Here is a 26,939-nt window from a genome sequence, read left to right on the forward strand (position 1 = left end):
AGGGTGCCAGAGCCCTCGTGAACCTTGGGTAGACGCACCTCCGGTCGTTCCGGTCGGCAATCCTGCTGCAGCGCGGATGCTTCGGATATCGTCGGCGGCCCACAGGGCGCTTGGATCACGCTGGATGACGATCGTTCTGTTCCTCTACGGAAAAGCCTCCACCCTGGGTCGGGAGTTGCGTTTCGTCGATCAGCAACTCAAGGCCGAAGTAGGTGCAACTGCCCACGGTCGCGTCGCCGGGTACGTTGCGCTGAGGCGATGATTCGGTCCGGTGGTAGAGCACGGTGACACGAGAGTCCCAGATATCGGCCAGCCCCTGTACGACCCTTAACGCCAGCGCAATCAGCGATTCGTCGGCAATGGTGCAGGAAAACGAGTCGATGCGTGAGGTACCCCCCCGAAACCGATCATGACCTAGAGATCCCTTTTGGTCAGACAAATTGATCATCTGCTCTTTGGAGACTGGATCCGAGGCACGTGCCACGTGGGGCAAGACCGCACACAAATTGCTTAGTCTGTCTCCAGTCTGGCTATCCAAGGCGCAGGCTCTAGGCACCGAGTCCGACGTTGGTCCAGATATCAAGGTAAGTGGAGTAATCGACCAGTTCAGGGGGTTCCGTCGATGACCACACAACACCCCTTGTCGATTCCTCACCAAAGTACAAGCAAAGATAGCCGCCGCCCGATCTGAATGTCGCGATGCAACGAGCCGGATCTGGGTACTCTTCAGGGGACAGCCCGTCCAGAATAGACCATTCAAAGCTGCCAATTCGAAACATATCTTCAAGAGGCAGTGGCCCGACAGTCTTACCGGCAATATAGTACCAACCGTTGTGCAAATTTGAATAGAAATTCTTTAGACTGGGGGGGAATTTATTCCAATACCCTGGAAGTTCATCACCATCCACTACCGGCGGCGTACCCAAATAGCAGAGATCGGTCCCGTCTGCCATTATAATTCTATATAGAAGAAAGAACCTATTTTCAGACCTGAGCAATCGAACGTCAGATAGATTATCTTTAATGTTTCTGTAAGTGTCGCCCAATATCGGTCGCCCAAATACGTCCCATTGGTCCAATATCCCAGAAATTCGAGCTGCAACGTCACCATTTAGTGCATCCAACCAATAATTCGGAAGCGCCATACGTTCAAGTGGTGTCAAGTCGTCAATCTCCACAAGCACGGGCGAGTCGACATACCGCGAAATCTTGACCAGATCCACTACTGAACTCCATTCAATATATTAGATATCATTAACTGTCCAGACGAGGCGGATGCTCGAAAAATGGGATGAGCTGCAGAGACTAGGGGAAGAGGACTACCGCTCGCGATGGCGCTGACAGCTACTGAATTGGGCTGCGCGAAGAGCAGCTTCGAGCCATCGATCATCCTGGTTGCTGTACAGCTTGCGCAAACCGGGCAAGTGTACGCCGCCATGTGGAAAGTACTGTTTCCCATGGCATCTCACTACAAGCTGTTCGGGTACGCGCGAGGGTGGTATTGAGGACATCACGTCAAAGCGCTCTACGCGCCGGCTCAGGTGTTGACCTGATTTCCGTCAGAATCGGTATCTCGTGCTTGGCGGTCAGTGTCTTTGTAGTGCAGTTTGTCGTACCTGTTTACCGGAGGGGCATCCTTCTGCTCGCGGTAGAGCGCCCGTGTCAGCCAAGCACCGAAAACATCGTTGAATCCGGTGGGATGCCTTCGCGTGAGGAAGGGGGTCCACCACCACGCCACGAACACAGCAGCGAAACCGCACAAGAGGACAGGTCCGAGAATCGACCGCTGAGGAGCGGTGAGCCAAGCGAAAACGATGGTCAGGATCGACGAACTCCAGTAGATCGTTCTCGCATGACTGCGGTACATCACGTAGGGCGTGGATACGATCAACGCCACAGCCCCTGCGGTAATCGCACAAATCGCATAAAAGGTGGTCATGGTGCCGATTCCGCTTGAGGAACGGTGTGTCGTCGGTATATAGAACTCTTCGGGAGAAAACGCAAAACGAGGACCGCCGCAGTGCCCGCGACAGCGCCGATCCGGGTGGTCGAATTGTCTGTCACGAGGAAGACCATCCCACTCGCAGCCGTCAACGAAACGGCCAAGGTTATCGCGCCCCGCATCGGATTGCCTGCTGCGGCATCAAGCGCCGACAGCACCCCCGAGGCTAGGCAGAACGCAATGGCAGCGATCAGCAGGTAATGCACGGTCTCAGTCCCTTCTCTTGGAGCGATCGATCAATGTCTAAGGCTTCAATCAAATGATCGGCCTGCCCGGGTACCCAAGTATGCCCCGAGTAGCGATCCTCCGATTGCACCGATTCCGCCCCCGACTGCGGCACCTATCGGGCCGCCGAGAAACCCGCCGAGTGCGGCGCCACCTTTGCCGCCTGCCCATCCCAATGCGATTGCGCCACCGGAATTTCCCACAGTTTCGCCACTTGGCGCGCCTTCGCGCCACTTGATGACACCCGAGGCAACCTCAGCTGCCACCGATAATCTGCTTAAAACAGTACCCACCGCCGCCGACCGACCGGCCTGCGCAGCGCTCGGAAGCGAACCAGCATGATGCACACCAGTGTTCGCAAGGGTGCCCGCAGATTGCAAGCCCGAGGCGGGGCCACCGAGCGCGGTGCTGCCTTTACTCAAGACAGTCGCGATCTCGGAATCTGTATAGCCGCGGTCTCGCATCTGATCCACCTGCCATTGCAGGTCGTCAAGTTGTTGCTGTGCGGTCAGAGGGACGTTGCCAGGGAAGTCAGCAGGTACGTCGCCATGGGCGAGCGCCCGTTGGTTCGCGGCCCTCTGCGCGGGGCTGATCAAACCGTTGTTGGGATCAGAGTCAAAGATCCCGAATGGTAGTTCCATTGGAGGATCTGGCTGCGTCTGCGTTTCCATGTCGAGGTTGTCGAGTGGGTTCCACGGAGGCTCGCTCGTATCGGTGCCCGAGTCGGTCGGCGATCCGATATCGAACGGCAGAGGCGTTGTCGGTGCCGGCTGCGTCGGCGGATCCATGTCGAGATTGCCCAGTGGGTCGATCCCGCCGACGTCGTTGTAGGGGGAGTCTGTCGGGACGTTGACCATGACCGGTCCGCCGGACTGGTTGACCGCCTCACCGCCCCCTTGAAAGGGTGTAGCGGTGATGTCTCGTCCGGTGACCGGGTCGCTGCCGCCGTAGGGGCCGTCAGCGGTGACCGGGTAGATGACGCCCGGGGTCGGGATAACGACTTGGTAGAGCTTGCCGTCACGGATCTCGTAGTAGGTGGGAACCGGATCGCCGTTGACGTCGTACGCCCACGCCGCGGCAACGGTGCCCTGCAAGTCTCCGTTCGCGTCGTAGACACCGACGGACCCGTCGTCGTTGATGCTCATTTGTCCGCCGGGTGGTACGTCGACCACCATTTGAGCTTCATGCGAGGAGGTTTCGTCGTGAATGAGGAAGATGGTGCGTTGTCCACCACCCGGGTCGGGGATGACCACGACGTCCTGACCGCCGACGAAATACGGCATGAACGGTTTCGCGACCGTACCGACTACCTGGGAGAGAACCGACTCCCACGGACGCGCGCTCACACGCGCACTGAACGGTCCCGGCTGCCCCCTCACTCCCATACCCGCAGCGGTGAACGCCGCGGCCCCGACGAGGACCAGTTCGAGATACCTGTCACGGCCCGAGTCCTCCCCGGTTGTGGAAACATCTGCTGCCGGATCCGGAACCGTTTGGGCCGGTGCGATATTCGAATCCGAATCCGTGGGGATCGGTCCGGGACCACGATCGGTGGTGGTTCCCTCACCCGGGGTGGGTGTGGGTGAGGGAACCGCTGATGCCGATGCATTGGGGAATGCACCGACACCAGTTTCCGAGGCCGGGGACTCGGAAGTAATGGGCGGAACCTCGATCGTCGGCACAGGGACGATGGGGGTGCCATTGTAGGTGGGAAAGTTCGTCGGAGCATTGGCCCCGACATTTGGGCCACCGCCTGGAGCCTGCGCACCGGGGAGCCCGACAGTGGTCGTCGGCGCAGCTGTCGCCGTCGTGGACGGCGCACTCAGGCACGGGTTGATGATCTCTGGCGGGATGGGTGCACCAGGTGGCAGCGACGCAATGAGATTCAGGTAGATCTGATGATCACGTGCCCGCACCGCCGCGCAGTCTTCTTCCGGCGTCGCGTTCGCCGGAGCGGCGGACAGTGCGATTCCCGTACCGATCGCTCCGGCCGCTCCGGTCAACAGCGCCCCGGCGGCGAGCACTCCCGCGAGAGTCCGGCGAAGTCGTCTACCGGACTTCACCGGTGCGCACCACGATTGTCACTCTTCTTCGTTCGGAGTAGCGCGACGAGTTTGTCTGCGCCCCAACAGAACAACCGTCCGGAGATCGACATCCACAAGAAGAACGCCAGGTAAACCAGGATCGTCCCGTAGTCGTTCGCCCAGCCGGCGAGCTTCCCGATCACCGCGAATGCCGCGATCAGCAACCCCAGTCCAACTGCTGTAGCAATCACAGCTTTGGAGAGTGGACTGAGTTCGCTGTCCGGATCCCAGTCATCGACGTCTGCAACGTCTTTGCTGTCGACGGCAGCGGGTTCCGGCTGGACACTGCGACGTTCGGCGTTGTCGACGGTCATGGCTGGAACTCCAAATAGGAAGGGAGAGCGGGGATAACGGGCCGCCAGTACTGGGCGCGGTATCAGTTCCAGTGCTGGTAGGTCTGGACGATGAATCCGGCATTGACTGGGTGATTCGGGTCAGCAAGGTAAACGTCGACGTAGCCGCCTGGATGGGCGGCGGCTTCACCGATCACGACCCGGTCGGGGGCGCTGAGCTTGCCGTCCGGGGCGACGGTGAGCGCCGACCCTGGTGCCAGATCAATCCATCGCTGCGAGCCGGGGACGATGTCGGAGATTGCGTCGGGGATGGGGCTCGCCGCCAACGCCGCCGTTTCGGCGTTCGAGAGTGACAATCCGATCCGGCCAAACTCGGGTTCGACAAGGGGGGTTGCGGCCGATGCCGCGCCGGCGCCGAGAACACCGATCAGGGCGATACCTGCGGTGAGGGTTCCGGCAGTGGCCAAGGTACGAATCTTCATGATTTCTCCTTTATGAGCATGATGAGTAACCACCCCGGGATGGGACGGATCAGGAATTACTCGCCAGCAGCGCTGACGACGGCTGCGTGGGTCAGAGCCAGGTGGGGTCGGAGTACACGAACAACGTGTTGTCCGACGTTGCAGTCGACACCGAGAGTTGCGCGTAGGAGCGGATCGTCACCGGCCCCATGCACGCATCAACCTTTACGTGCACGTTCTCTGCCGTGATCGATGCCTTCGACGACTCGAGATCCTTCTTCCCCAACGGAATCGTCGTGATGGTTCCCGGCGCAATCGTCGACTGAATACTCGGATTCACCGACGCATTCACACCCACGTTCGCCGACGGAACCCCGGAGATACTCACACCGACAGACGGGCCGAGCGAAAAGCCAAGCCCCAATCCAAGTCCGGAGGAGACATCGATCTGGCAGCCGATCTGCAATCCCTGCTCGACATAGCCGGTCTTCACCGCCGAATCGCCCGCACCACCGATCGTGCCGGTCACCTTCGCCGACACGAACCCCTCACGGGTGAACGCCGTCGTCGCCAAATTCGGCACCGGGTTCGCCGATAGTTTCGTGGCGGCAAGATCCAACGACCAACCGTCATCGGTGACCGTGCTCGCGAACTTGTCCGCCAACGCCGTCGGCGTTGCCGATGCGCTCCCTGCGAAGACCACACCAGACGACAGCGCGGCAACCGCACACGCCGCAAGCCCCGCTGCGGCCCTCGATCGACGATGGGATACGCCGTTTTGCGATTCGATCGACATGAACTGCTCCTCCACGTGACACAGCAACCAGAGCGGTAGCCGACAACTAACTGAATTAGTTACCGGACGGTACCAATCGTCCTGTTTGCCCGCCAGCGCACCAACTCCCTCATCTTGGATTTAGGGTGAACTTTCGGTAACAGATATATATCGACAGGCTTATCAGCAGCAAAAAGGACCTAGGTCCCGCTATGAGCAAGGTCACCGTTTACGGTCGAGAAGATCCCTCAGAAACAGAGCGGCAAATCGAATTGAACCCGCATTTCGCGAGCCTCAGAGCAGTTGAAGGCCAAAAGTAGAGGCATCAAGCCAGTGCGCGTACTTGAATATGCAACTAACAGGCATTACTTGGCAATCGATCGCAAATCGAAGCGCCCGAGCGAGGCCTAAGAGCGCAACTCTGCACAGTTCACGCGGAGGTACTCACTTCATGGTCGGCGCGAACTGGTCGGACCCACTGGCATCACATCGTTAGCTTGTCAATCACTGATACGCACAGACGACGCACACAAGTAGTACGCCAGTACGAGAAAAGGCTCTGACCAAGACCGGAGTCCTTGATCAGAGCCTTACCAACTCGGAGTCGAAAATTATGCCGGCTCTCTCATGATGCCGAGATGCCGTGCAGTCCCGGACACCCCAGGAACCTCTTGCACAGGAGACCAGGTGTTCAGCCCGTCCGTGCTGTCGGAGTAGAGATACTTTCCTTCGGTATAGGCGTCGAGATAGATCCGCCAGTCGCCGCTCGGCAACTGAACCACGGCCGGACCTTCGACAAGCGAACCCCAATTCCCGGGCGGGACAAACGAATAAGGTCCGGTCACCGAAGGAGCGACCGCATGCTCGACGACCTTCTTCGTCTCGTTCTTGGTGAACGCATGATAGGTCGATCCGACTTTGACCACGGTGGTGTCGATGTGGTCCGCACCGATCCCGGCGAGCGGAACAGGCGGGCTCCACAACCGGAGCGACGGTTCCAACGCCGTCATCAGATACGGCACAAAACCTCCACCGGTCGACATCGACAGGATGACGTTGACACGATCGCCGTCCACAAACCATTCAGGCGCCCAGGCCTTGGTGACGAATGGTGACAGCGACGGTCCGTCGCTGAAACCGGCCGAACCCGAGAAGCCCGGCGGGCTCGCAGAACCGGTGCCATCTCCCGTTCCAGGCATCAAGGCGCAGCAAAACGGAACCGGATAGTTCCCCAGCGGCGTCCAGTTGATGCGGTCGCTGCTGCGTGCGAACCCGATGTTCGCCCCACCACCCGTCGTGTAGGTGAGGTAGTACAACCCGTCCGTGTTCCGGAAGATGCTCGGATCACGCACGAGCCCAGACGGCGGCCTGTACGCCGACTGCTGGACGAGTTGAAAGCCGGTGCCGTCAGCCGACTCGTAGACATCCATGTCACGGTCGCTGGCATTGCTGAACGCCACCATTGTGTATTTCCAGTCAGGCGGCGGCGCGGCGCTGCTGGCAGGGGCTGCGACCAGCAACCCCGCGACGACGAGGATCACCAGCGATACAACAGAAAGGCCGGTCCGTTTTGTCGGAATCACCGATGAAGTATGTACGACAGCCGGCCCACCATGGGTAACTTCGGTCGGAGTTAGAGCAGGATCGTTACCTGAGGCGATTCGTCCCGTAGTGACGGCGGGACGCCGGCAAGGTCGGCCGTTAGCATCACGCCATGGAACTTGGGGTGCATTTCGCGCTGTCAGACAGCTTGGCAGCGGAACTTCTGGACGCGCGCGGCGACGACGACAAACTCGGCGCTGTGGTCGAGGACATCGAGGAGACGGGCCGATCCGAGTTCTCGTGCGACACGGACAAGGCGTGGGATCCGATTCTGTGCGCCCTCTCCAGCACGGGGTACGAGCGCGTGTCCGAGAACTGGCCGGCCTACGGCGTGATCTTGGGGGACGAAGACCTCAACACCGACACTGACGACCAACTCGTCACCTATCTGGCACCCGATCGGGTCGCCGAAGTCTCCTCGTACCTGGCGGAAATCACCGAATCCGAGTTCGGCGTGCGCTACGACGCGATGCCGCTCGACGACCGCAACCCGGAGTACGGCTCCGACGAGCGCCGGTACGCCTGGGGTTGGTTGCAGGAAGTGGCGAACTTTTTCCAGCGCGCGGCCCGAGAGCGTCACCACGTGGTGTTCACCGTGCGGTTCTGACAGTCGAGAGCCCACTGCCGAAGCAGCGCGCTCTCGAAGAATGAAAGACCGCTTTGACAGTGGTGCTTAACTGCGGAGGACCCTCTGCGCGGGTTCTTGCTCTGACAATTCCTGTGCCGCAGCGTTTCTGGGTGACCGAGCGCGTGCCCTTCTCGCAGCCAGACTGAGCAGTAACGGAACCGTAACGACAGCCCGCGCGCTTCTCCGGCATTCACGATCTTGACCAGCAGTTTCACTGAAACAGTTTATTCTTCAACGGATTTCCAGCAGTGAGCTGCATCTCAAACCAACCCAATGGATTGCTCATTGTTTGCGACATGTCGTTGACTGTTACCGGAAGGATCAGACAAAGTGGCCCGTGGAGGCGCCAACTCGAGTGGGCCACCGACGAGGGAGAAGCCGAATGACGCACCTACGCAAGATGATTACCGCGGCCGCATTGATACCTGCCGGTATCGCTGCCATCGCACTCAGCGGCGCGGGCGCAGCATCAGCTGTTACTCCGATCGCCGACAACGGGCGCATCGGCGTGCAACTGAACCAGGGTGAGACGGCATTGTTCGGCCAGCTCAATGCCGGCGCTGCGATCGAAAGCATCACTAACTCCAACCAGATCGGCGTGCGCCTCGCACCAGGATCGCGCTTCGAGAGCGGCCCCAACTTCGTCTGGGGACGTCTCGACCAGTTCGCCAACGAAGCAGCCTCCCGTGGTGGAGAAATTTCTCTCGGCGTACTCAACCCGGCGAGGGGTTCACAGCAGTTCTTCTTCATTCAGAACTGGTAATACCCTCCGCCGTCGAATTGATGCTTCGCTCTTCCTGTGGCGGGGCGGAGCATTTTTCATTTCCCGTGGCCACGTTCGTCGCCGAGTGTTGAACAGGCGACGTTATCCCGAACGACTTTTGCGAGGACCGCAAACGGGCACCGATGCGTGCGGGAAATTCCCTGTGCCGCTGCGTAATAACGCATCCACCACCGACCCCTGAGGCGAGCGAATGAGCTGGACCCGAAAAGAGATAGCGATCATCGTAACCGCCACCGCGGTCGGGCTGGTCGTCGTCCTGGTGGTCGGGGTCAATCTCGCCGCCTCCGTGGTGAAACGGGTGCTGCCGTCATATGAAGCGGTCGCCGAAACCAGCCAGCGATTGACCGACACGGATATGCAGTTCCCGGAGATCGACTGCACGCCAGTCGAATGGCGCGGCGACATCACCCGTCAGAAGAGGTATGCGGAAGGGGTGATGGCCTGCCTGGACGAGATGTGGAGCCCCGCTGTCGACGGAGAACTCAGAGGCGGCAACCTCGTGACACCTCACGTCGACATGCGCCTCGAAGGCGACGATGCACCCCTCCTCTGCGGAGAAGGCGCAGACGTGTACGGGATCAGTTTCTACTGCCCCCGAAACCAGACCATCCGCATCTGGACGTACGACAGTTTCAACGAACTCGACCTCGTCAGAGTCGCCACCCACGAATACGGACATCACCTTCAGGAAGCGATGGGGATCGAATCGCAGCTGTCGTCATTGGCCGCGCGGGAAAACGATCACCGCGAGGTGATGTTGATGACCAAACGCCTGGAAGCTCAAGCTGAATGCCTGTCCGGCGTCAGCGCCAACCACATCCTGCCCTACCTCGCCGAACTGTCCGTACAAGAAGACGACATCAACATCCCTGGCGAAGACCCCGAAGACACCCACCCGAGTCAGGCCAACAACAGAATGTGGTTCAACCGAGGAATGCAGGAGGGACTCAGCTCCTGCGACACGTGGAGCGCACCGCAATCAGAGATTCGGTGAATGCGTAACGCCGCCTGAGTCCCTTTTTGAGGGGCATGGCTAGTCATTCATTTCGGAAGGAGCTGGGGCGGTGGAGTGGTTGCGAGATGGCGGGAAGTCCCCGACAAGAACGATAATGCCGCCGTCAAAGACTGGATCCAGCTCTCGAAGGAACTGCACCGACGTCGCTCGACGCCGCCGCGGACCTCGTCGACGACGATCTTGGCACGATCGGACACGAAAAGGCCCCTCACCTGTATGGACAAGTGAGGGGCATCTGCGGAAGCGGAGGGATTTGAACCCCCGGTGGGTTTAACGCCACGCTCGCTTTCAAGGCGAGTGCATTCGGCCGCTCTGCCACGCTTCCGTGGGCGATCCTATCGGGTGATCCCGCGTACCGCGAAAACGGCTCCAGAGTCAGCGCTCGGCGATGGCTTTGTCGACCTTCTCGAAGACGTCTGCGAGCACGTCCAGTTCCTGGGGAGTCAGCAGATCGACCAGATTGTTCCGCACGCCGGCCACGTGAGTAGGCGCTGCCTCGGCGAGGCGACGCCTACCCTCTTCCGTGATCCGAGCGAGCACGCCACGACCATCTTCGACGCAGGTGTCTCGCACGACTATGCCCTGGGATTCCATCCGCCTGATCTGGTGTGTGAGGCGACTCCGCGAAGACAGCACGCCATCTGCCAGGTCACTCATCCGCAACGACCCGTCAGCTGACTCCGAGAGCATGACCAAAATGCGGTAATCAGCCAACGACAGGTCGTGTGAATCCTGCAGTTCGCGGTTGAGAACCTCCATGAGGCGCTGATTACCGTCCATGTAGCCGCGCCATGCACGCATCTCGCACGGCGTCAGCCACGGTGTCTCACCGTGCGCCGCCTGCGATGTCTCCTCGGTTGTCGCTTCAGCTGTCACAGGTTCCAAGTTTAGACCTGTGTCCGCCCGTCACAGTAAGACTCACCCTAAAGTCACGAATTGGACATCAGGATCGAGCGATCGATTTCGGCGACCGATGCCAGGCCCGCCAACCCCATCGTGAGATCCAGGTCGGCCAGGAGACTCCGGAGCGCATGACGCACTCCGTCCGCTCCGGCCAATCCCAACCCGTACACCCACGGCCGCCCGTACAGCACTGCATCGGCGCCCAAGGCCAGAGCCTTGATTACGTCTGCGCCACAACGAATTCCGGAGTCCATCAGGATGTCCACCTCATGCCCCACCGCATCAGCGACAGGACCGAGAGCGTCGAGTGCCGAAATCGACCCGTCGACCTGACGCCCACCATGGTTGCTCACCACAATGCCGTTGGCGCCGGCCGCGACGGCCTCACGTGCGTCGTCGGGGTGGACAATTCCCTTCACCGCGATCGGAAGTGTCGTCCACTGGCGAAGTTTCGCGATATCCGCGATCCGCACCGCGTGATTGCCGAACAACGACACCCACGTCAAAACCGCGATCTGCAGAGCTTCTGCGCTCTCCTCGGGAGGCGTCGCCAGTTTTGCGCGGAACACCGGATCCGACAGGTAGTTGGCAATGCCCTTCGCCTGGAGGAACGGAAGGTGACCGAGTTCGAGATCCCTTGGACGCCAACCCATACCGGGAGTGTCGGCAGTCAGGACGATAGCCTTCGCGCCCGCCGTCTCCGCTCGGCGGACAAACGACTCGGCAAGCTCGTCGTCGGCCGGCCAGTACAGCTGGTACCACCAGTTCTCGCCGGAGGCCGCCGCTACGTCTTCGATGGTCGAGGATGCCGCCGTCGAGAGAATCGATCCGATCCCCAACTCGGCAGTGACCGAACCCACCGCAACCTCGGCGTCGTCGTGGACCAAGCCGAGCACGCCCACCGGAGCCGTCAGGATCGGTGCGGCCAATCGCGTCCCCAACACCTCGACGCTCAGGTCGCGTGCGTCGGGCGCCGCAGTCCCCCGCAACATCCGCGGCACGATCGCATGCTTGTCGAACGCACGCAGATTCGACACCGCGGTCCGTTCGGTCGACGCGCTACCGGCGATGTACCCGAAAGCCTCCGGTGAGAGTTGCTCGCGCGCGGCATCTTCCAAGCCCGCCGCAGTCATCGGCAAAGCCGGCTTCGCGCCGCTCAGTCCCGTCAGATAGATCTCGTTCTGCATGTTCCCGAAGTAAGTCACGTCCGCGACGGTAGCGGCAAAACACCCGTCAGCGGGGAGATTCGCTAGCGTCGTATCCATGTACGCCATAACGATCGATCAGCCCGGCGGTCCCGAGGTCATGAAATGGGCGCAGCAGCCCGATCCTGAACTACCTCGCGGGCACGTACTCGTCGAGGTCGCCGCGACCGCCGTCAACCGCGCCGACCTGCTCCAACGTCAAGGCTTCTACCCGCCGCCGCCAGGCGCGAGTGACATTCTCGGCCTCGAATGCTCGGGTGTGATCACCGAACTCGGCGAAGACGTCACCGGTTGGTCCGTCGGCGACGAAGTCTGCGCATTGCTGGCCGGCGGTGGCTATGCCGAGAAGGTTGCGGTCCCGGCAACACAACTTCTCCCGGTTCCCGCTGGCGTCGATCTCCGTGTTGCAGCGTCTCTGCCGGAAGTTGCGTGCACGGTGTGGTCCAACGTCGTGATGCGCGGCGGCTTACGACGCGGACAGGTCCTCCTCGTCCATGGCGGTGGCGGCGGAATCGGCACCCACGCCATTCAGGTCGGCAAAGCCCTCGGTGCCCGCGTCGCAGTTACCGCGGGTTCGGAGGACAAATTGAACCGCTGCCGCGAATTGGGCGCGGATATTCTCATCAACTATCGCGACAGCGACTTCGTAGCATCACTCGGCGAAGCCACCGACAACCACGGCGCCGACGTGGTTCTGGACAACATGGGAGCGTCGTACCTCGGGCGCAACGTCGACGCACTCGCCATGGACGGCCACGTCGTGATCATCGGAATGCAGGGTGGTCGCAAGGGCGAGGTCGACATCGCCAAGCTGATGGGAAAGCGCGGAAACATCACGTCGACGGGCCTGCGCGGGCGTCCGCTCACCGGCCCAGGCGGTAAAGCGGACATCGTCGCCGACGTCCGTGCGAAGTTGTGGCCGTTGATCGCCGATGGATCGGTTCAACCGATCGTGTCGACCGAACTTCCGATCACCGAGGCGCCATTAGCCCATCAGTTGCTGGATTCGCCGGAAACCGTAGGCAAGGTCATCCTCACCGTGAAGTGAGCCGAGCGGGATCGATCAGCCCAGGGCGCCGAGTTCGGCGACCAGCTGATTGATCTCGTACCGCGTCGTGTACGGCGCAAGGCCGACGGTGACCGCGCCGCCTTCGTCGTTGACACCGAGGGCGTCGAGCAGCCTGGAACCACCATGCGTACCGCTGACCGTTGCGATGCGCTTGTCGGCCAGGTGCGCGGCGACCTTGTCTGCCGCCATCCCCTCGAGTGTGAAGCTGAGCGTCGGCACCCGCGTGGGTGCGCCGCCGATCACCATCACGTTGGGCAGGGCTGCGAGAGAACGCATGAGGTGATCGAACAGACCGTCCTGATAGTCCTGCAGCGAGCTGATCGAGGTTTCGAGGCGCTCACGCCTGGTTCCCGTTGCCGATTCGTCCAAGCCCGCCAGGAAATCGATCGACGACGTGAGACCGGACAGCAGCGCGAACTGGTGACCGCCCACCTCGAGACGCTCGGCGCCACGGGCATACGGATTGAGAGACACGGCAGGAATTCGGTCGAGCAATCCGGGATCTCGGAAGACGAGCGCACCGACCTGTGGACCGCCCCACGACGGTGCACTGACGGCGACGATGTCCGCTCCGAGATCAGCCATGTTCACATGCGCATATGGCGCTGCGCCGACGGCGTCGACCACCATCAGTCCACCGAATTCGTGCAGACGATCAGCTGCGGCACGGACATTCGGAGCCGAACCGACGATCGGCGACGCGGCCGTCAAGGCCACCAACCGTGTGGTCGAGGTGATGAGATCGTTGAACTGCCAACTCGGGAGCTCACACGTTTCGATTTCGACCTCTGCCCATCGCACCTGAGCGCCGTAGCGACTGGCCACGCGGAGCCAGGGCGCGACGTTCGCCTCTTCGTCGAGGCGCGAGAGTACGAGACCAGTTCCGAGGCCGAGCCGCGAACTGAGCGACTCGGCGAGCCAAGCCAACAACACCGCTCGGTCGGCTCCGAGAACGACTCCCGCAGGATCTCCGCCGACCAGATCGGCGACCGCGGTGCGCGCACTCTCGAGGATGGCAGCACTACGACGGTTCGAGACGTGGCGACCGGAGGAAGAAGACGCAGAGGCACGGAACGCGGTGGAGACCGTCCGCGAAACGGCGTCCGGGATCTGCATTCCGGCCTGCGGATCGAGGTGGATCCAGCCGTCACCGAGTGAGGGAATCAACCCCCGTACGCGGGCAACGTCGTAAGCCATGCTCGACACTCTAGGTGCAGACGCCCGCTTAGTCGAAGGCAGTCACCCAATTACCCGCCGGTACAGTTATTCGATAGCTAACTTTTTGGGGGTTAAGCGGCGTTTGTCGCCCACACACGACAAGATGGAAGCATGACGAACCCCGACAAAGAGCAGGTACTCGTTATCGGACCCGACGGTCGACCCGTCGCGATGCCGGCGGCCGAGGCAGAGGCCGCCGCCTCCGGCGCGGCCGAAGGCGCGGAAACAGAAGCCGAGTCCGTCGCCGAGATGGTCGAGCAGCCGGCCAAGGTCATGCGAATCGGCACGATGATCAAACAACTCTTGGAGGAAGTGCGCGCCGCGCCGCTCGACGACGCCAGCCGTAAGCGCCTCAAGGACATCCACACGTCGTCCATCCGAGAACTGGAACAGGGTCTGGCACCCGAACTCCGTGAGGAACTCGAGCGACTGAGCCTCCCGTTCACCGACGACTCCATTCCCTCGGACGCCGAACTGCGCATCGCACAGGCGCAACTCGTCGGCTGGCTCGAAGGACTGTTCCACGGAATTCAGACCGCACTGTTCGCCCAGCAGATGGCAGCGCGCGCTCAGCTCGAACAAATGCGGCAGGGCGCACTGCCTCCCGGCATGAGCATCGGGGCTCCGCATTCACCTGCACATCCGGACCAACAGAGCCCAGGAACCGGCCAGTATCTGTAACCCGGACCACCACGAAGTCCGCGGGAAATCCGGCGCCGACGCCAGGCCGGTAGGCTCGACCTCCGTGTCAGCATCCGCAATCGAATCCGAGACGCCGGGCGCACCTGCGCCCGTGTCCGACTCCCAGACGTTCCGTCGTGCGTTCAAAGACCTTCGCGACGGTCTGAATCAGCGTGAGTTGTGGCTCAGCCTCGGCTGGCAGGACATCAAACAGCGCTACCGCCGGTCGGTGATCGGTCCGTTCTGGATCACGATCGCCACCGGCGTCCAGGCCGCCGCGATGGGTCTTCTGTACTCCGCGTTGCTGAACATTCCGCTCAAGGAGTTCCTGCCGTACGTCACGGTCGGGCTGATCGTGTGGAACCTGATCAGTGCAAGCATCCTCGAAGGTTCCGAGGTCTTCATCGCCAACGAGGGCCTGATCAAGCAGTTGCCGTCGGCGTTGAGTGTGCATGTGTATCGCCTGGTCTGGCGACAGGTGCTGTTCTTCGCGCACAACTTCGCGATCTACATAGTTCTTCTGTTCGCGTTCAGTATCTGGCAGAACATGAGCTGGACGGCGCTCGCGGCAATACCGGCATTCGTGCTGATCGTCGCGAACACGCTGTGGGTCTCGATCGTCTTCGGTATCTTCTCCACCCGGTACCGCGACATCGCCCCCATCCTGGGCAGCCTCACCCTGCTGCTGTTCGTGCTGACGCCGATCATGTGGACGACGCAGGCTCTCAAGGATCAAAGTCCAGAAGCCGCAGGGCGCGTGCGACTCGCCGAGCTCAACCCGCTGTACCACTACCTCGAGATCATCCGAGCACCACTCATCGGGGCCGACCAGCAGGCATACCACTGGTACATCGTCATCGCCTTCACCGTCGTCGGCTGGGCCGTCGCGATTCTGGCACTCCGCAAGTACCGGGCACGCGTGCCCTACTGGGTCTAGAGGAAACACATGAGTCAGCCAGTCAGCATCCACACGCAGAACGCGTGCGTCGACTTCCCGATCTTCGACGCGAAATCCCGCTCGCTCAAGAAGGCCTTCCTCGGCAAAGCAGGAGGGTCCATCGGCCGCAACGACTCCGATGTCGTCGTCGTCGAAGCGCTCCGCGACATCACGATGACGCTCAAGGAAGGCGACCGCATCGGGCTCGTCGGCCACAACGGCGCCGGCAAATCCACCCTGCTGCGCCTGCTCTCAGGAATCTACGAACCCACCCGGGGGTCCGCCAGCATTCGCGGGCGCGTCGCACCAGTCTTCGATCTCGGCGTCGGCATGGACCCGGAAATCTCCGGGTACGAGAACATCATCATCCGCGGCCTGTTCCTTGGTCAGACCCGCAAGCAGATGCTCGCGAAGATGGATGAGATCGCCGAATTCACCGAGCTCGGTGAATACCTCTCGATGCCGTTGCGCACCTACTCCACCGGCATGCGCGTGCGTGTTGCCATGGGCGTCGTCACCAGCATCGATCCCGAGATCCTGCTTCTCGACGAGGGCATCGGTGCCGTAGACGCGGAATTCATGAAGAAGGCTCGCATCCGGCTGCAGAAGCTGGTGGAACGCTCCGGCATCCTGGTGTTCGCCAGCCACTCCAACGAATTCCTCGCCCAGCTCTGCAACAGCGCCATGTGGATCGACCACGGACAGATCCGCATGCAAGGCGACATCGAAGACGTCGTGCGCGCCTACGAAGGCGACGACGCCGCCGAACACGTGCGCCACGTCATCAAGGAGATGGAACGGGAGAACACCCCGTGAGCGCACCCGAGAAAATTATCGGGGTTGTCGTCACGCACAAGCGTCGTGAACTGCTGGCCGAATCCTTGAAGGTCCTCAGCACTCAGTCGCGGCCGCTCGATCATCTTGTCATCGTCGACAATGCCGACGAATCCGATGTGAAAGAGCTCGTCGAAAACGCTCCACTGCCGACCAGTTACATCGGTTCTCAGCACAACCTCGGCGGTGCCGGAGGATTTGCCCTGGGCATTCTCTACGCACTTTCGCTCGGCGCCGACCGCGTCTGGCTCGCCGACGACGACGGCCGCCCGGAGGGCCCCGAGGTCCTGGAAACACTGCTCGACTGTGCAATTCGGAACGAGCTGGCCGAGGTCTCTCCCGTTGTCTGCGACATCGACAACCCCGACCGCCTTGCTTTCCCACTGCGCCGAGGCACATCGTGGCGCCGGTTGCGTTCCGAGCTCGGCGACGAGGATCTCCTGCCCGGCATCGCGTCTCTCTTCAACGGCGCACTGTTCACCGCCGACGCGATCGATGCCGTCGGAGTTCCGGATCTACGCCTCTTCGTCCGCGGCGACGAGGTCGAGGTACACCGTCGCCTCGTGCGCTCCGGCCTGAAGTTCGGTACCTGCCTGCAAACTGCTTACGTCCACCCCAACGGCGCGGATGAGTTCAAGCCGATCCTCGGCGGACGCATGCACACGCAGTACCCCGACAACGACACGAAGCGCTACTTCACGTACCGCAACCGTGGATACATCCTCGCCCAACCGGGAATGCGGAAACTGCTTCCGCAGGAATGGGTTCGGTTCGGCTGGTACTTCCTGATCACGCGCCGCGATCCGGCAGGACTGCGCGAGTGGATGCGACTACGCAAACTCGGCCGGGAAGAGAAGTTCGAACGCCCGAGTTAAATCAGTTGCACAGTCACGTCTGCGGCTGAGACGATTCTGATCCGACGCATGGTGCGTCCTGAGATTTTCGAGGAGTGAGTATTGATGACTGTCGTGTTCCGCAGTTTCAGCACCGTCAACATTCACACTTCTTCGTACTCGAGGACACAATCACCATGCCGGAAAACAACACGCCCCTGACCGAATACGGTTGGAACGCAACACTCTCGAACACATTCACTACCCTGGCCCCACCGGACTCCGCACCCGGGCGCGTTCTTCGCGTCGACCGCGGCCGGTGCGACGTGGCCGTCGCCGAAGGCACAGTTCGCGCACTCACCGGCAGCGATCCGCTCTGCACGGGTGACTGGGTGACCGTTGCCGAGATACGGGACTCACGCGAACCCGAGATGCACACGGTCACTTCGATACTCCCCCGATCGAGCAGCATCGTTCGGTCCTCGGCGTCCGGAAAATCGGAAGGCCAGACCCTGGCCGCGAATGTCGATACCGTCGTCATTGCCACGGCTTCGGACGGCGATGTCGATCTCGGGCGCATCGAGCGTCTACTCGCACTCACCTGGGAGAGCGGCGCAACACCTGTCGTCGCACTCACCAAATCCGATGCAGCTCAATATATCTCCGACACTCTCGCCGAAGTCTCCGCCATTGCGCCCGGCGCAACAGTGCTGGCTGTCAGTGCCGAGACCAACGAAGGAATGGATGTACTCGATGCAGTTCTGGACGGCACCGTGGCGATACTCGGTCCATCCGGCGCCGGCAAGTCGACGCTTGCGAACGCCCTCCTCGCAGAGACCACCGGCAACAACCGACTCGAGACCGGTCGCGTTCGGGCCGGCGACGGAAAGGGACGCCACACCACCGTCACGAGAGAACTGATTCCCTTCTCCGGCGGCCGGACGCTGATCGACACACCCGGTCTGCGAGGGGTCGGCATGTGGAACGCGGCGGAGGGGATCGACAAGGCGTTCCCCGAGATCGAGGAGCTGATTGCAGAATGCCGGTTCTCCGATTGCGCACACAACTCCGAGCCGGGATGCGCAGTCCTGAGCGCACTCGGGCGCGGTGATATCGACGAACGGAGACTTGCGAGCTACCGGAAACTACAGCGAGAGAACGCATGGAACGCCGCGCGAAGCGATGCTCGTCTGCAGGCAGAGAGGACGCGGGAGATCAAGGTGATCTCCAGACAGCTCAAGAGTCACTACCGCGGTCGGGACCTGTAGCGTAGAAAGCCTGGCAGCATGGGAGTGATCCCGACGAGAGGTTGCCATGTTCGAGCAGTTCCGTTCCAGCGCCAGAACCAAGCTTCAGCGTGCGGTATCCGAGGTGGTCGAGGCCGCCGACCGGCGCAACGCAGATCGCACGCAACAGATCCTCGACGCGCTGGCACTCTCACGTGACGAACTGGCCGAGGCCCGCGGTGACATCGCGGGCCTCCGGTCCAGGATCGACGAGCTGGAATTTCGCCAGCGTCGGGATTTGGCCTACGCCGTAGACCTGGAAGCGACAGCGTCGACTGCCGAGTTCATCCTCGAACACCTTCGAGTCGCGGAGACATTCGGCCACCCGCACGACACGCTGCGCCACGCATTGGGCTTGATCGAAATACCCGGCATGGCACTCGAATTCGGCGTCGCCAGCGGAACCACACTCAGGATCGTCGCGGAGGCATTCACCGAACGTGAGGGGACCGTCGCAGGTTTCGACGTGTTCTCCGGTCTTCCGGAGACCTGGCGTACCGGGTTCCCGGCCGGCGAGTTCGCTCAGGAATCTATCCCCGAAGTCCCAGGGGCGCAACTTGTTCCGGGCCTCTTCGAGCACACATTGCCCTCGTTTCTGAACGACGAACCCGGCCCTGTTGCGTTCCTGCACCTCGACGCCGACCTCTACTCGTCCACCAAGACGGTACTCGATCTCCTCGGCGACCGACTGGTACCCGGGTCGATCGTCGTCTTCGACGAGTTCTTCAACTATCCCGGGTGGCAGCAGCACGAGTACCGGGCGTGGACGGAGTTCGTCACACGCACCGGCATCTCGTTCGAATACCTCGGGTACACCGTCGACAACGAGCAGGTCATCGCCAAGATAGTGCGCTAACGCTCACTTCTCGTACAGGCGGGCCCAGTTCTCGCGGCTGGTGAGCTGCGGGAACTCTCGAGCAAATGCCTCAGCAACACTTGGCGCTTCGGCGAGGAACCTCTTCATCACGCCGGCGAGGCGGCCGCTCATCTCGGCGGCCTTCTCGCTGTCGAAGCGGCGTTCACGCACGCCTCCCTGCGAAGCATCGGTGACGAAGACGTGATCGAAACGTCCGACGTGCCACCACTGCGCATCCTCGTACGAGATCGCCACCGGACCCCGCTCGAGATGATTGCGTGCCTGCATCACAGCACGTTTCGCGAGAACCAGGTCTGTCCACAAACCGGGTTTCGGGCTGGGCGCAACGCGACGGATCGGCAGCCTTCCCGGCAACTCCGACGCCGGGCGAGTTACCGTCTCGGGGAAGCGCTTACGTTCCTGGTTTATCGCGGCAAGCGCCTCCTGTCCACCGTCCGCCAAACCTTCCGGCCCCTCGAGGAATCCCTCGATCGCCCGGAGTTGCGTGTGTGCAAGGCCGTACTGCAAACCGACGATCGAATGCGAAATGTCGCGGGAGAGTTGCTTCGCGAGAGTTTTGGGTGCAAACCCTGGGTCGAGCGAAGCGGTGATCAGTCCGTTGCGCGTACTGAAGTAGTGCGCAAAACCATCGACGTCCTTCCAATAGAAGTCCGCATGCCACACAGCCGCCGACGGCAACGTGATGGTGGGAATCCCGGCCCGCCCGGCCCGCAAGCTGTACTCGACGTCGTCCCACTGGAAGAAGACCGGCAGTGGCAAGCCGATCCGCTCGATGGCTTCAGCAGGGATCAGGCAAGACCACCAGCCGTTGTATTCGGCGTCCACGCGACGTTCCGGCAGCTTCTCGAGCACACTCCGGTTGCGAACACCGTGCTCATCGGTCGGTACACCACGCTGAAGCGTGCCCAGATCGACGCGTTCACCTGAAGCCAACAGGTAGTCGGGGTTGAACAGGAACAGCATCTGGGCACCGATCAACGCCGGTTCAGTCGTCATGTTCGCAAACGCGCTCAGTCGAAGAACCGATTCGGGTTCGCACAGAATGTCGTCGTCCATCAAGATCACGTCGGCGTGCGGTCCGGCCGCCGAAGCCTCGTACAGGCCCCGGGTGAATCCGCCGGCACCACCCAGATTCGCCTGCCGCAGATATTGCAACCGCGAACCGAACTTCTTCGACACTTCCTGGAACAGCTCACGGCTCTCTACCGGATCCGTTCCCTGATCGACGACGTACAGAGCGTCGAGCAACGCGAGTACACGCTCGTCGGACGCGAGGGCCTCGACCGTGCGTGCACAGTCGTCCGCGCGATTGAACGTGCAGATCGCCACGGCTACCGGGCGAATCGACTCCGGCGAGACGACGGTCCATTCCACATCGTCGACCACTGCGTCGCCGCCCTGCGCTTCGAACTGCAGCCACAGCGCACCACCGTCGACGAAAGTATCGAGCGGGGCGGTCATGGACACTCGCTCTTCGCCGGTCACGACGACGTTCGTCACGATACGACGGTGGCCACCGATGTCCGAGGCCTGGATCTGGATGCGGCAAGCGGTATCGGCCACGACATGTGCAGTGACGGTGACCTCGGTGACATTGGTCCAGCGCTGCCAGTAGCTGGCCGGAAAACGACCGAAGAAGGTATTGGTGTGCGCGACCGCGCCCGGCTGAAGCCGCAACTCGAACCGCGATCGCGTCGACATACCGACCTTGGTCACCGCATACAGTTCGTCACTGGCGACGGGCGAAGTTCCGGTGAACAACGTCCGCTGCGCCAGCAGTCGATCTGACGTCGCGCTGCGTTCGATCAACTCGACTCCGGAATCGGACTGGTCATCGGTCGTGTTCACGGTATCCACGCCCCGCAGGGTATCGCGAATCCGCACCTCGGCGCCCCGGGCACCGAGTCACACCAGGTCTACCCGCGATTACCCGTGATTACTCACTGCAGCGGCGGAGCGCAGCTCGGTCTTTCGCCGACGAAGCGACAACAAACCCTTCGCCATCTGGATCACGTCCTTGGGCGAGATACGGCTCGCGTGCGCCAGATGATCGTCGCTGAGTCGGATCGGGACCTCGACCGGGCGCACCCCAGCCAATTCGAGCGCGTAGTCCAATTCGGTGGTGAAAAGGAATCCACGCTCGGTCAGCGAGGGTGCGATTCGACGCAGCAAAACGCCGTCGACGATGAATGTCCCCTGGGGGTCGCCCGTGCGGGTGCCCAGCACCACCCGTCGTAGCGTCGCGAATCCACCCGTCATCACCGAACGCAGCAGGCCACGTTCCACCTCTGATTCCGAATGGGCCTTCGAACCGATGACTACCGGCGGGACGGACCCTAGATCCGCCATCACGCGGTCGGCGCCTTCGATGTCACCGAAACCGAACGGAAGGTCGTCCGCGGTGAGCAACACGCGTCGTCCACGAGAAGCAAGCGTCCCGGCGCGAAGCGCTGCGCCCATCCCTTTGTCGCTGCTCATCGGCAGGAAGGTCACTCCAGGCCAAGACCAGGAAGCTGCCAGAGCAGCACACACATCAGCAGTGTTGTCCGTCGAACCGTTCTCCACGACGATGATCTCGACCTGACCGGCGCTCTCGGCGGGGCGGCTGGTGAAGTAGTCGGCGAATTGACGCACCGTCGACTCCAGCACCTCGCCTGAGTTGTATGCGGGGATGATCACCGAGAGTTCCGGCGTAGCTAGTTCCCCACGAACGGGTTCCGTTCGCGATGTCGCCACGTCCCGATCTCCTTACTTCCCCGACTGCAGTTCGAACTCGTCGGAATACTACGCTCCGAGAAACAAGGCGCAGCCCAGGCTCCGAGAAAAAGAGCACGACCCAGGCTCCGAACAACAGCCATCGACTCGAAGACGAAAGCACATCGTGAAATCTGACTTACCGCTCGCACAACGCGTGGTGCCGCCGATTCTTCTCGCCGCTCTGGTGTCGATCGTCGCCGCCATCCCACTGATCTCCAACCGGTGGTTCTACTACTGGGACGACAGCGCAGCAGCTTTCACGCCTGTTTGGCACACGATCGGCGAGCGAATCCTGTCCGGTTCGTGGCCGACGCTCATTCCCGAATTGTGGGCCGGCGGCAACGTCACAGCCGAAGCCCTTTACGGGACATACAATCCCGTAATCCTGCTGGATTCGGTTGCCATTGCACTCATTCCGAACCTGGGAATCGGAATCACCCTGGTCAAGATGCAATTCATGGCGATTCTCGCGGTCGGCGTTTACCTGGTGGCCCGCCAGTACGGCGCCAATCGGTCGATGGCTTTCATCGCCGGATTTGCCATGCCGTTCGCCGGATACACGCTCTATTTCGACGCCTCCAGTTGGGCGTCCGGGCTGATCGCCTTCGCCTGGATCCCCCACGTCTGGTGGTCAACCCGCGCAAGCGCCCTCGGCCGGGTGAACCCTCTGGTACCGATCGTTTTCGGCTACCTCGCCATGACCACCGGCAATCCGTACGGCGCTGTCGGTGTCGCGGTCGTCTACCTCGCTGTCATCGCGGAATGCATCGCTGTCAAACGTGCAGGCAGCATAAAGTCACTGATGATCAGCGCGGCAGCGATCATCATGATGTCGCTGATCGTGTACCTACCGTTGCTGTTCACCACCGGCGTGTCGGTGCGAACCCAGTCCGGAATCGCGAACGACGGTTCGCTTCGCCCCGATCTCGGTGATCTGCTCAACCTCTCCGGTCCGTCGAACCAGCCGTATGTCACCGCTTTCGCTTTGCCCGCCATGACGATTCCGCTGGTCTACCTGGCCTGGTTCCTCATACCGCTCGCACCGTGGATTCAGTGGAAGTCACTGAAGAAGTTGGGCCGCCACAGCGTCTCGCTGTTCGTCTTCGGCGGAATCTACGTCGTACTACTTCTGGGACCGTCGAATCTGTGGCTGTTCCGTTGGCCCGCGCGATTGCTCGAGTACGGTCAACTGCCTGCCATCGTGGTCACGGCGGTCGCACTCTCTGCAGGACTGCATCGTGATCGAATGCAGGCAAGAGCAATCATCACTGCGGGATTGTTGGCACTTCAGTTCTATCTTGCCTGGTCGAATGTCCCGGAAGACATCGGCATTCACTCGGCATCACTGATCATCACCGTGGTTCTCACCGTTTTCGCGTTGGTCGTGGCCTACCGAAGGCCGCGTTACCTCGCCGGCGCCCTCGCTGTCGGCATCGTCGTCGTGCTCAGTGCTCAGACCAACTTCTGGTTCACCGGAAACTACAATGTGACACCGTGGAAGTTCCCCCGGCAGGTGGCATTCCTGGAGTCCAAGTTCGAGGACCGTTACCAGGGAACCACTTTCGCGATCGCCGACCCCGTCAACATCCCGCCGGACAACGAAACCGGACAGTGGGGTGACCTCCTGTTCGGCAACGCCTGGCAGCCCGCCGGAGTCAACGCCGTCAACAGCTACGCCGGAATCAGCTACAACGATTTCGTCCAAGCGCTGTGCTTGAACTACTACGGCGGCGTCCAGTGTCCGGACGGCGTCGACCGACTGCTCGCCGAATCGCCGGGAACGGGTGTGTCCTGGCTCGACGCGATGCGAATCGATACGGTTGTCGTTCAGAATTCCGGACCGTACGGCGGAAAACGCGCGCTCGACGCCCTACCCGAGGGCGAGTGGACCGTATCGCCGGATCGGGTGGTCACGGTCGGCCATCGCACCACCGAGCATCAATGGCCCGACGGTCGCGTATCCGCAACGACACCGGGTCTCGACGTGCGTGGCGATTCTGCCGCTACGGACACCCGGGAAACCGTCGAGTACACCGGGTCCGGCACGGTCACATTCGCCCTGCTGGCCTGGCCGGGCTGGACGGCGACTGTGGATGGTCAGACCGTCGAAACGAAGGCGAGCCCCGGCGGGTTGTTGCAGGTCGATCTACCGCCGAGTGCCACGTCCGGGTCTGCCCTCACCATCGAATTCAGTCCGCCCGGAAACACTTTCGGATGGACTGTCGCCGGCGTCGGACTACTCCTGGCGCTGTCGCAAGGAGCCTGGACCTTCCGACGCCGACGCAGCGGTCAGGACGACAACGCTGCAGCCAAAGCAGATTCCGTCACCTCGTGAACCGCGCGGTGAGCGGGCAGAATCGACGCCCGCTCACCGTCTGCGTCACCGGTGCCCTGCACCAACCCGAGGAAATGCGTCAGCTGCGCGGCAAGCGGTTCCTCGCTGTAACGGATCGTCGGAATTTCGATGACCGTCTGCTGCTGGTAGCCGTCCCGATCGGTAGGCATGTTGTCGTCGATGTGCCGGTAGATCGTGATGTCGCGACGCAAGAGATCGATCTCGATGAGTCGATCGGCCTCGAGCAACGACAGCTGGCGAATCTTGCGCTGACTGATTCGACTCGCGGAAATCGTTGCAACAGCACCTGATCCGAAGCGCAATACGGCGTCGGCGCAATCTTCCGACCGGTTCTGCACGGACGTCGGGTGGAAGTAGCCGAACTCCCCTTTTGCCAAACTGGGTTCCGAGCCGGCAAATCCGATGGCAAGGTCGATATCGTGAATCAGCAGGTCCGTCGCGACACCCGTCGGAATGCGGGAAACGAACGGAGAGTGACGGATACCGTTCACCTGCCACACATCGCCGGAGAACTCGCGGGCGGTGCGAACAGCAGGATTGAAGCGTTCGAGCAGTCCACACATCAGTGGAACACCGGACGCGCGTGAACGATCGACCAGATCGACGCTCTGCTCGTACGTCGCCGCCAACGGCTTCTCCACCAGGACGGGCTTCCCCAGATCGAGAACCCGGCCGGCCAACTCGTAGTGCGCAGGCGTAGCGGCGGCGATCACGACGGCATCGATCTCGTCGAGCGAGTCGAAATCTGCGGCCCAACGCGTATCGAACCGCGCAGCAACGGCTTTGCCCTGCTCCTCGCGCGGCTCGATCAGCAGATCCAACTCACACAGCGCCGACTGCGCGATGACCCGCGCATGCAGCGAACCCATCTGACCGGATCCGACAAGAGCGATACGTGGCTTGCTAGCAGTCATTTTCAGGCCTCCATGGCGCCGCGTACCGCGGCAACGATCTGATCGACGTCGCCGGCGGACAACGCAGCGTGGACAGGGATGCTCAGGCACCGCGACGCCACCGAAGTGGCCACCGGCGTCTCGTCGATGACTACCCGCGGATGTTCGCGATAGCACTCGTAGTCGTAGACGGCCTTCGGGTAGTAGATGCCGCTACCGATATCCTTCGCGGCCAGACGCTCACTCAACTGGTCGCGAGTGATCGGTGCGTCCTCGGCCAGCAGCAAGGTGAACTGATGCCAGACATGTCCACGACCGGACAGTTCGCTCGGCAAGATCAGTCCTTCGACGTCCTTCAGGCCGACACGCAAGGCCTCCGCATTCCGGCGGCGCGCCTCGACCTGCTGCATGTACGTCGCCATCTGGGGCAGCGCCAAGCTCGCCTGAAGGTCGGTCATCCGGTAGTTCTGGCCGACCATCTCGTACTGGTAGCGCGCCCGCATCCCCTGGTTGCGCAGGACCCGAAGACGATCGGCGATCGCGTCGTCGTCGGTCGTGATCATTCCGCCCTCGGCGGTCGTGAGGTTCTTCGTTGCATAGAACGAGAAGCAACCCACACCGAAACTGCCGGCGCCTCGCCCGTCGAACGTCGCTCCATGGGCCTGAGCGGCGTCCTCGACGACAGTCAGACCGTTCTTCGATGCCAGCGGCATCAAGGCACCCATGTCCGCCGACTGGCCGTACAGATGAACCGGCATCAGAACCTTCGTGCGCTCACCGATTCGCTCGGCAGCGACAGCGGGGTCGATATTGAAGTCGGACTCGGAGATATCGGCAAACCTCGCGGTCGCGCCTGCCTCGAGAATTGCATTGAGCGTGGCCACGAACGTGAACGGCGTGGTCAGAACCTCGTCACCCGGCTGAAGATCCTGGACCTGAAGCGCCGCGATCAATGCGGTCGTGCCGTTGTTCACCGCCACTGCCTGTCGCGTCCCGACCAGCGCCGCGAACTCGTCCTCGAGCCGCTTCACCTTCGGCCCCTGCGCGACGATCCCCGATCGCAGAGTGTCCAGCACCTCGCGCTCGACTTCTTCCCCGAACGAGATACTGGATATCGCGATCACTGAGTTACCTCCGATAGATTCATCCGACCGTCGTCGGAACGAAATACCCCGACAACCCAGGAAGCGTATCGAAACACGATTCGATACTTCGAGAGGA

The 26,939-nt window shown here is 61.6% G+C and carries 27 protein-coding genes and 1 tRNA gene; 13 read left to right on the plus strand and 15 right to left on the minus strand.

Features of this window, described 5'->3' with window-relative positions; all coding sequences use genetic code 11:
* Nucleotides 1–124: 124 nt before the first annotated feature.
* Nucleotides 125–262, plus strand: coding sequence for a hypothetical protein (locus R4P65_RS11835; protein ID WP_317826621.1), 138 nt, complete (start codon nucleotides 125–127; stop codon nucleotides 260–262).
* A 286-nt stretch (nucleotides 263–548) separates the two neighbouring features.
* Here the strand turns inward: R4P65_RS11835 and R4P65_RS11840 are convergent, their stop codons facing one another.
* Both R4P65_RS11840 and R4P65_RS11845 read right to left on the minus strand, forming a co-directional pair.
* Entirely contained in the window at nucleotides 549–1,223 is a 675-nt protein-coding gene (locus R4P65_RS11840; protein ID WP_317826622.1) for a hypothetical protein, read from the minus strand.
* A 314-nt stretch (nucleotides 1,224–1,537) separates the two neighbouring features.
* A complete protein-coding gene (locus tag R4P65_RS11845) occupies nucleotides 1,538–1,939 on the minus strand; it encodes a hypothetical protein (protein WP_042950357.1) in 402 nt (133 codons plus the stop codon).
* Between the two features lie 81 nt (nucleotides 1,940–2,020).
* Between R4P65_RS11845 and R4P65_RS11850 the strand changes: the two genes are divergently transcribed.
* Nucleotides 2,021–2,203 carry a hypothetical protein gene (locus R4P65_RS11850; RefSeq protein ID WP_125461318.1) on the plus strand — a complete coding sequence of 61 codons (183 nt, stop codon included), beginning with the start codon at nucleotides 2,021–2,023 and terminating at the stop codon, nucleotides 2,201–2,203.
* 50 nt (nucleotides 2,204–2,253) lie between these two features.
* Here the strand turns inward: R4P65_RS11850 and R4P65_RS11855 are convergent, their stop codons facing one another.
* The 5 genes from R4P65_RS11855 to R4P65_RS11875 all read right to left on the minus strand — a co-directional run bounded on the left by R4P65_RS11855 (nucleotide 2,254) and on the right by R4P65_RS11875 (nucleotide 7,303).
* A complete protein-coding gene (locus tag R4P65_RS11855; RefSeq protein WP_317826623.1) occupies nucleotides 2,254–4,290 on the minus strand; it encodes a hypothetical protein in 2,037 nt (678 codons plus the stop codon).
* Entirely contained in the window at nucleotides 4,287–4,625 is a 339-nt protein-coding gene (locus R4P65_RS11860; protein WP_317826625.1) for a hypothetical protein, read from the minus strand. Before R4P65_RS11860 ends, R4P65_RS11855 begins: the two co-directional genes overlap by 4 nt.
* Nucleotides 4,626–4,687: 62 nt before the next feature.
* Nucleotides 4,688–5,086: a hypothetical protein gene (locus R4P65_RS11865; RefSeq protein ID WP_317826626.1), complete on the minus strand. Its 399-nt coding sequence runs from the start codon at nucleotides 5,084–5,086 to the stop codon at nucleotides 4,688–4,690.
* Nucleotides 5,087–5,177: 91 nt separating this feature from the next.
* Complete coding sequence (locus R4P65_RS11870) at nucleotides 5,178–5,861, minus strand: MspA family porin (protein ID WP_317826627.1); 684 nt, start codon at nucleotides 5,859–5,861, stop codon at nucleotides 5,178–5,180.
* Nucleotides 5,862–6,451: 590 nt separating this feature from the next.
* Nucleotides 6,452–7,303 (minus strand): glycoside hydrolase family 43 protein, encoded by an 852-nt coding sequence (locus R4P65_RS11875; RefSeq protein WP_223257880.1) that lies wholly within the window; start codon nucleotides 7,301–7,303, stop codon nucleotides 6,452–6,454.
* A gap of 251 nt (nucleotides 7,304–7,554) precedes the next feature.
* Here R4P65_RS11875 and R4P65_RS11880 point away from each other — a divergent pair, with 251 nt between their 5' ends.
* The 3 genes from R4P65_RS11880 to R4P65_RS11890 all read left to right on the plus strand — a co-directional run bounded on the left by R4P65_RS11880 (nucleotide 7,555) and on the right by R4P65_RS11890 (nucleotide 9,848).
* Entirely contained in the window at nucleotides 7,555–8,049 is a 495-nt protein-coding gene (locus tag R4P65_RS11880) for a YfbM family protein (RefSeq protein ID WP_317826628.1), read from the plus strand.
* A gap of 403 nt (nucleotides 8,050–8,452) precedes the next feature.
* Nucleotides 8,453–8,833, plus strand: a complete 381-nt coding sequence (locus R4P65_RS11885) for a hypothetical protein (RefSeq protein WP_317826629.1) — start codon at nucleotides 8,453–8,455, stop codon at nucleotides 8,831–8,833.
* Nucleotides 8,834–9,044: 211 nt separating this feature from the next.
* The gene (locus R4P65_RS11890) at nucleotides 9,045–9,848 is read left to right on the plus strand and encodes a neutral zinc metallopeptidase (RefSeq protein WP_317826630.1); all 804 of its coding nucleotides are present in this window, start codon (nucleotides 9,045–9,047) and stop codon (nucleotides 9,846–9,848) included.
* 259 nt (nucleotides 9,849–10,107) lie between these two features.
* Here the strand turns inward: R4P65_RS11890 and R4P65_RS11895 are convergent.
* The 3 genes from R4P65_RS11895 to R4P65_RS11905 form a co-directional block, all read right to left on the minus strand.
* A tRNA-Ser gene (locus R4P65_RS11895) sits at nucleotides 10,108–10,194 on the minus strand.
* Nucleotides 10,195–10,244: 50 nt separating this feature from the next.
* Nucleotides 10,245–10,670: a MarR family winged helix-turn-helix transcriptional regulator gene (locus R4P65_RS11900; protein WP_317826810.1), complete on the minus strand. Its 426-nt coding sequence runs from the start codon at nucleotides 10,668–10,670 to the stop codon at nucleotides 10,245–10,247.
* A gap of 128 nt (nucleotides 10,671–10,798) precedes the next feature.
* Nucleotides 10,799–12,037 carry a lactate 2-monooxygenase gene (locus R4P65_RS11905; protein WP_044480920.1) on the minus strand — a complete coding sequence of 413 codons (1,239 nt, stop codon included), beginning with the start codon at nucleotides 12,035–12,037 and terminating at the stop codon, nucleotides 10,799–10,801.
* On the opposite strand from R4P65_RS11905, the gene R4P65_RS11910 reads away from it, so the two are divergent.
* Nucleotides 12,036–13,025 (plus strand): NAD(P)H-quinone oxidoreductase, encoded by a 990-nt coding sequence (locus R4P65_RS11910; protein ID WP_317826631.1) that lies wholly within the window; start codon nucleotides 12,036–12,038, stop codon nucleotides 13,023–13,025. The two genes, R4P65_RS11905 and R4P65_RS11910, sit on opposite strands and share 2 nt — an antisense overlap.
* A gap of 15 nt (nucleotides 13,026–13,040) precedes the next feature.
* Here R4P65_RS11910 and R4P65_RS11915 read toward each other — a convergent pair whose 3' ends face one another.
* Nucleotides 13,041–14,243: a cysteine desulfurase-like protein gene (locus R4P65_RS11915; protein WP_230817593.1), complete on the minus strand. Its 1,203-nt coding sequence runs from the start codon at nucleotides 14,241–14,243 to the stop codon at nucleotides 13,041–13,043.
* Nucleotides 14,244–14,375: 132 nt separating this feature from the next.
* On the opposite strand from R4P65_RS11915, the gene R4P65_RS11920 reads away from it, so the two are divergent.
* The 6 genes from R4P65_RS11920 to R4P65_RS11945 all read left to right on the plus strand — a co-directional run bounded on the left by R4P65_RS11920 (nucleotide 14,376) and on the right by R4P65_RS11945 (nucleotide 19,691).
* A complete protein-coding gene (locus R4P65_RS11920) occupies nucleotides 14,376–14,945 on the plus strand; it encodes a bacterial proteasome activator family protein (RefSeq protein WP_317826632.1) in 570 nt (189 codons plus the stop codon).
* A 64-nt stretch (nucleotides 14,946–15,009) separates the two neighbouring features.
* Nucleotides 15,010–15,882 (plus strand): ABC transporter permease, encoded by an 873-nt coding sequence (locus R4P65_RS11925; RefSeq protein ID WP_020968137.1) that lies wholly within the window; start codon nucleotides 15,010–15,012, stop codon nucleotides 15,880–15,882.
* Between the two features lie 9 nt (nucleotides 15,883–15,891).
* A complete protein-coding gene (locus R4P65_RS11930) occupies nucleotides 15,892–16,698 on the plus strand; it encodes an ABC transporter ATP-binding protein (protein WP_007731776.1) in 807 nt (268 codons plus the stop codon).
* The gene (locus R4P65_RS11935) at nucleotides 16,695–17,591 is read left to right on the plus strand and encodes a glycosyltransferase family 2 protein (RefSeq protein ID WP_317826633.1); all 897 of its coding nucleotides are present in this window, start codon (nucleotides 16,695–16,697) and stop codon (nucleotides 17,589–17,591) included. Before R4P65_RS11930 ends, R4P65_RS11935 begins: the two co-directional genes overlap by 4 nt.
* 155 nt (nucleotides 17,592–17,746) lie before the next feature.
* Complete coding sequence (gene rsgA, locus R4P65_RS11940; protein WP_317826634.1) at nucleotides 17,747–18,817, plus strand: ribosome small subunit-dependent GTPase A; 1,071 nt, start codon at nucleotides 17,747–17,749, stop codon at nucleotides 18,815–18,817.
* A 46-nt stretch (nucleotides 18,818–18,863) separates the two neighbouring features.
* Nucleotides 18,864–19,691 carry a TylF/MycF/NovP-related O-methyltransferase gene (locus tag R4P65_RS11945; RefSeq protein ID WP_042921211.1) on the plus strand — a complete coding sequence of 276 codons (828 nt, stop codon included), beginning with the start codon at nucleotides 18,864–18,866 and terminating at the stop codon, nucleotides 19,689–19,691.
* Between the two features lie 3 nt (nucleotides 19,692–19,694).
* On the opposite strand, the gene R4P65_RS11950 is transcribed toward R4P65_RS11945, so the two are convergent.
* Together R4P65_RS11950 and R4P65_RS11955 are read right to left on the minus strand one after the other, a co-directional pair.
* Complete coding sequence (locus R4P65_RS11950) at nucleotides 19,695–21,560, minus strand: glycosyltransferase (RefSeq protein WP_411742542.1); 1,866 nt, start codon at nucleotides 21,558–21,560, stop codon at nucleotides 19,695–19,697.
* Nucleotides 21,561–21,638: 78 nt separating this feature from the next.
* Nucleotides 21,639–22,448, minus strand: coding sequence for a glycosyltransferase (locus tag R4P65_RS11955; RefSeq protein WP_317826636.1), 810 nt, complete (start codon nucleotides 22,446–22,448; stop codon nucleotides 21,639–21,641).
* Nucleotides 22,449–22,593: 145 nt separating this feature from the next.
* Between R4P65_RS11955 and R4P65_RS11960 the strand changes: the two genes are divergently transcribed.
* The gene (locus R4P65_RS11960) at nucleotides 22,594–24,804 is read left to right on the plus strand and encodes a hypothetical protein (RefSeq protein ID WP_317826637.1); all 2,211 of its coding nucleotides are present in this window, start codon (nucleotides 22,594–22,596) and stop codon (nucleotides 24,802–24,804) included.
* Here R4P65_RS11960 and R4P65_RS11965 read toward each other — a convergent pair.
* Together R4P65_RS11965 and R4P65_RS11970 are read right to left on the minus strand one after the other, a co-directional pair.
* Entirely contained in the window at nucleotides 24,759–25,739 is a 981-nt protein-coding gene (locus tag R4P65_RS11965; RefSeq protein ID WP_063315249.1) for a Gfo/Idh/MocA family protein, read from the minus strand. The genes R4P65_RS11960 and R4P65_RS11965 overlap by 46 nt on opposite strands.
* Before the next feature lie 2 nt (nucleotides 25,740–25,741).
* Nucleotides 25,742–26,842 carry a DegT/DnrJ/EryC1/StrS family aminotransferase gene (locus R4P65_RS11970; protein WP_230817612.1) on the minus strand — a complete coding sequence of 367 codons (1,101 nt, stop codon included), beginning with the start codon at nucleotides 26,840–26,842 and terminating at the stop codon, nucleotides 25,742–25,744.
* Nucleotides 26,843–26,939: the final 97 nt, after the last annotated feature.

This window comes from Rhodococcus sp. IEGM 1318, assembly GCF_033142465.1.
In the GTDB taxonomy this organism is placed as follows: Bacteria; Actinomycetota; Actinomycetes; order Mycobacteriales; family Mycobacteriaceae; genus Rhodococcus_F; species Rhodococcus_F qingshengii_B.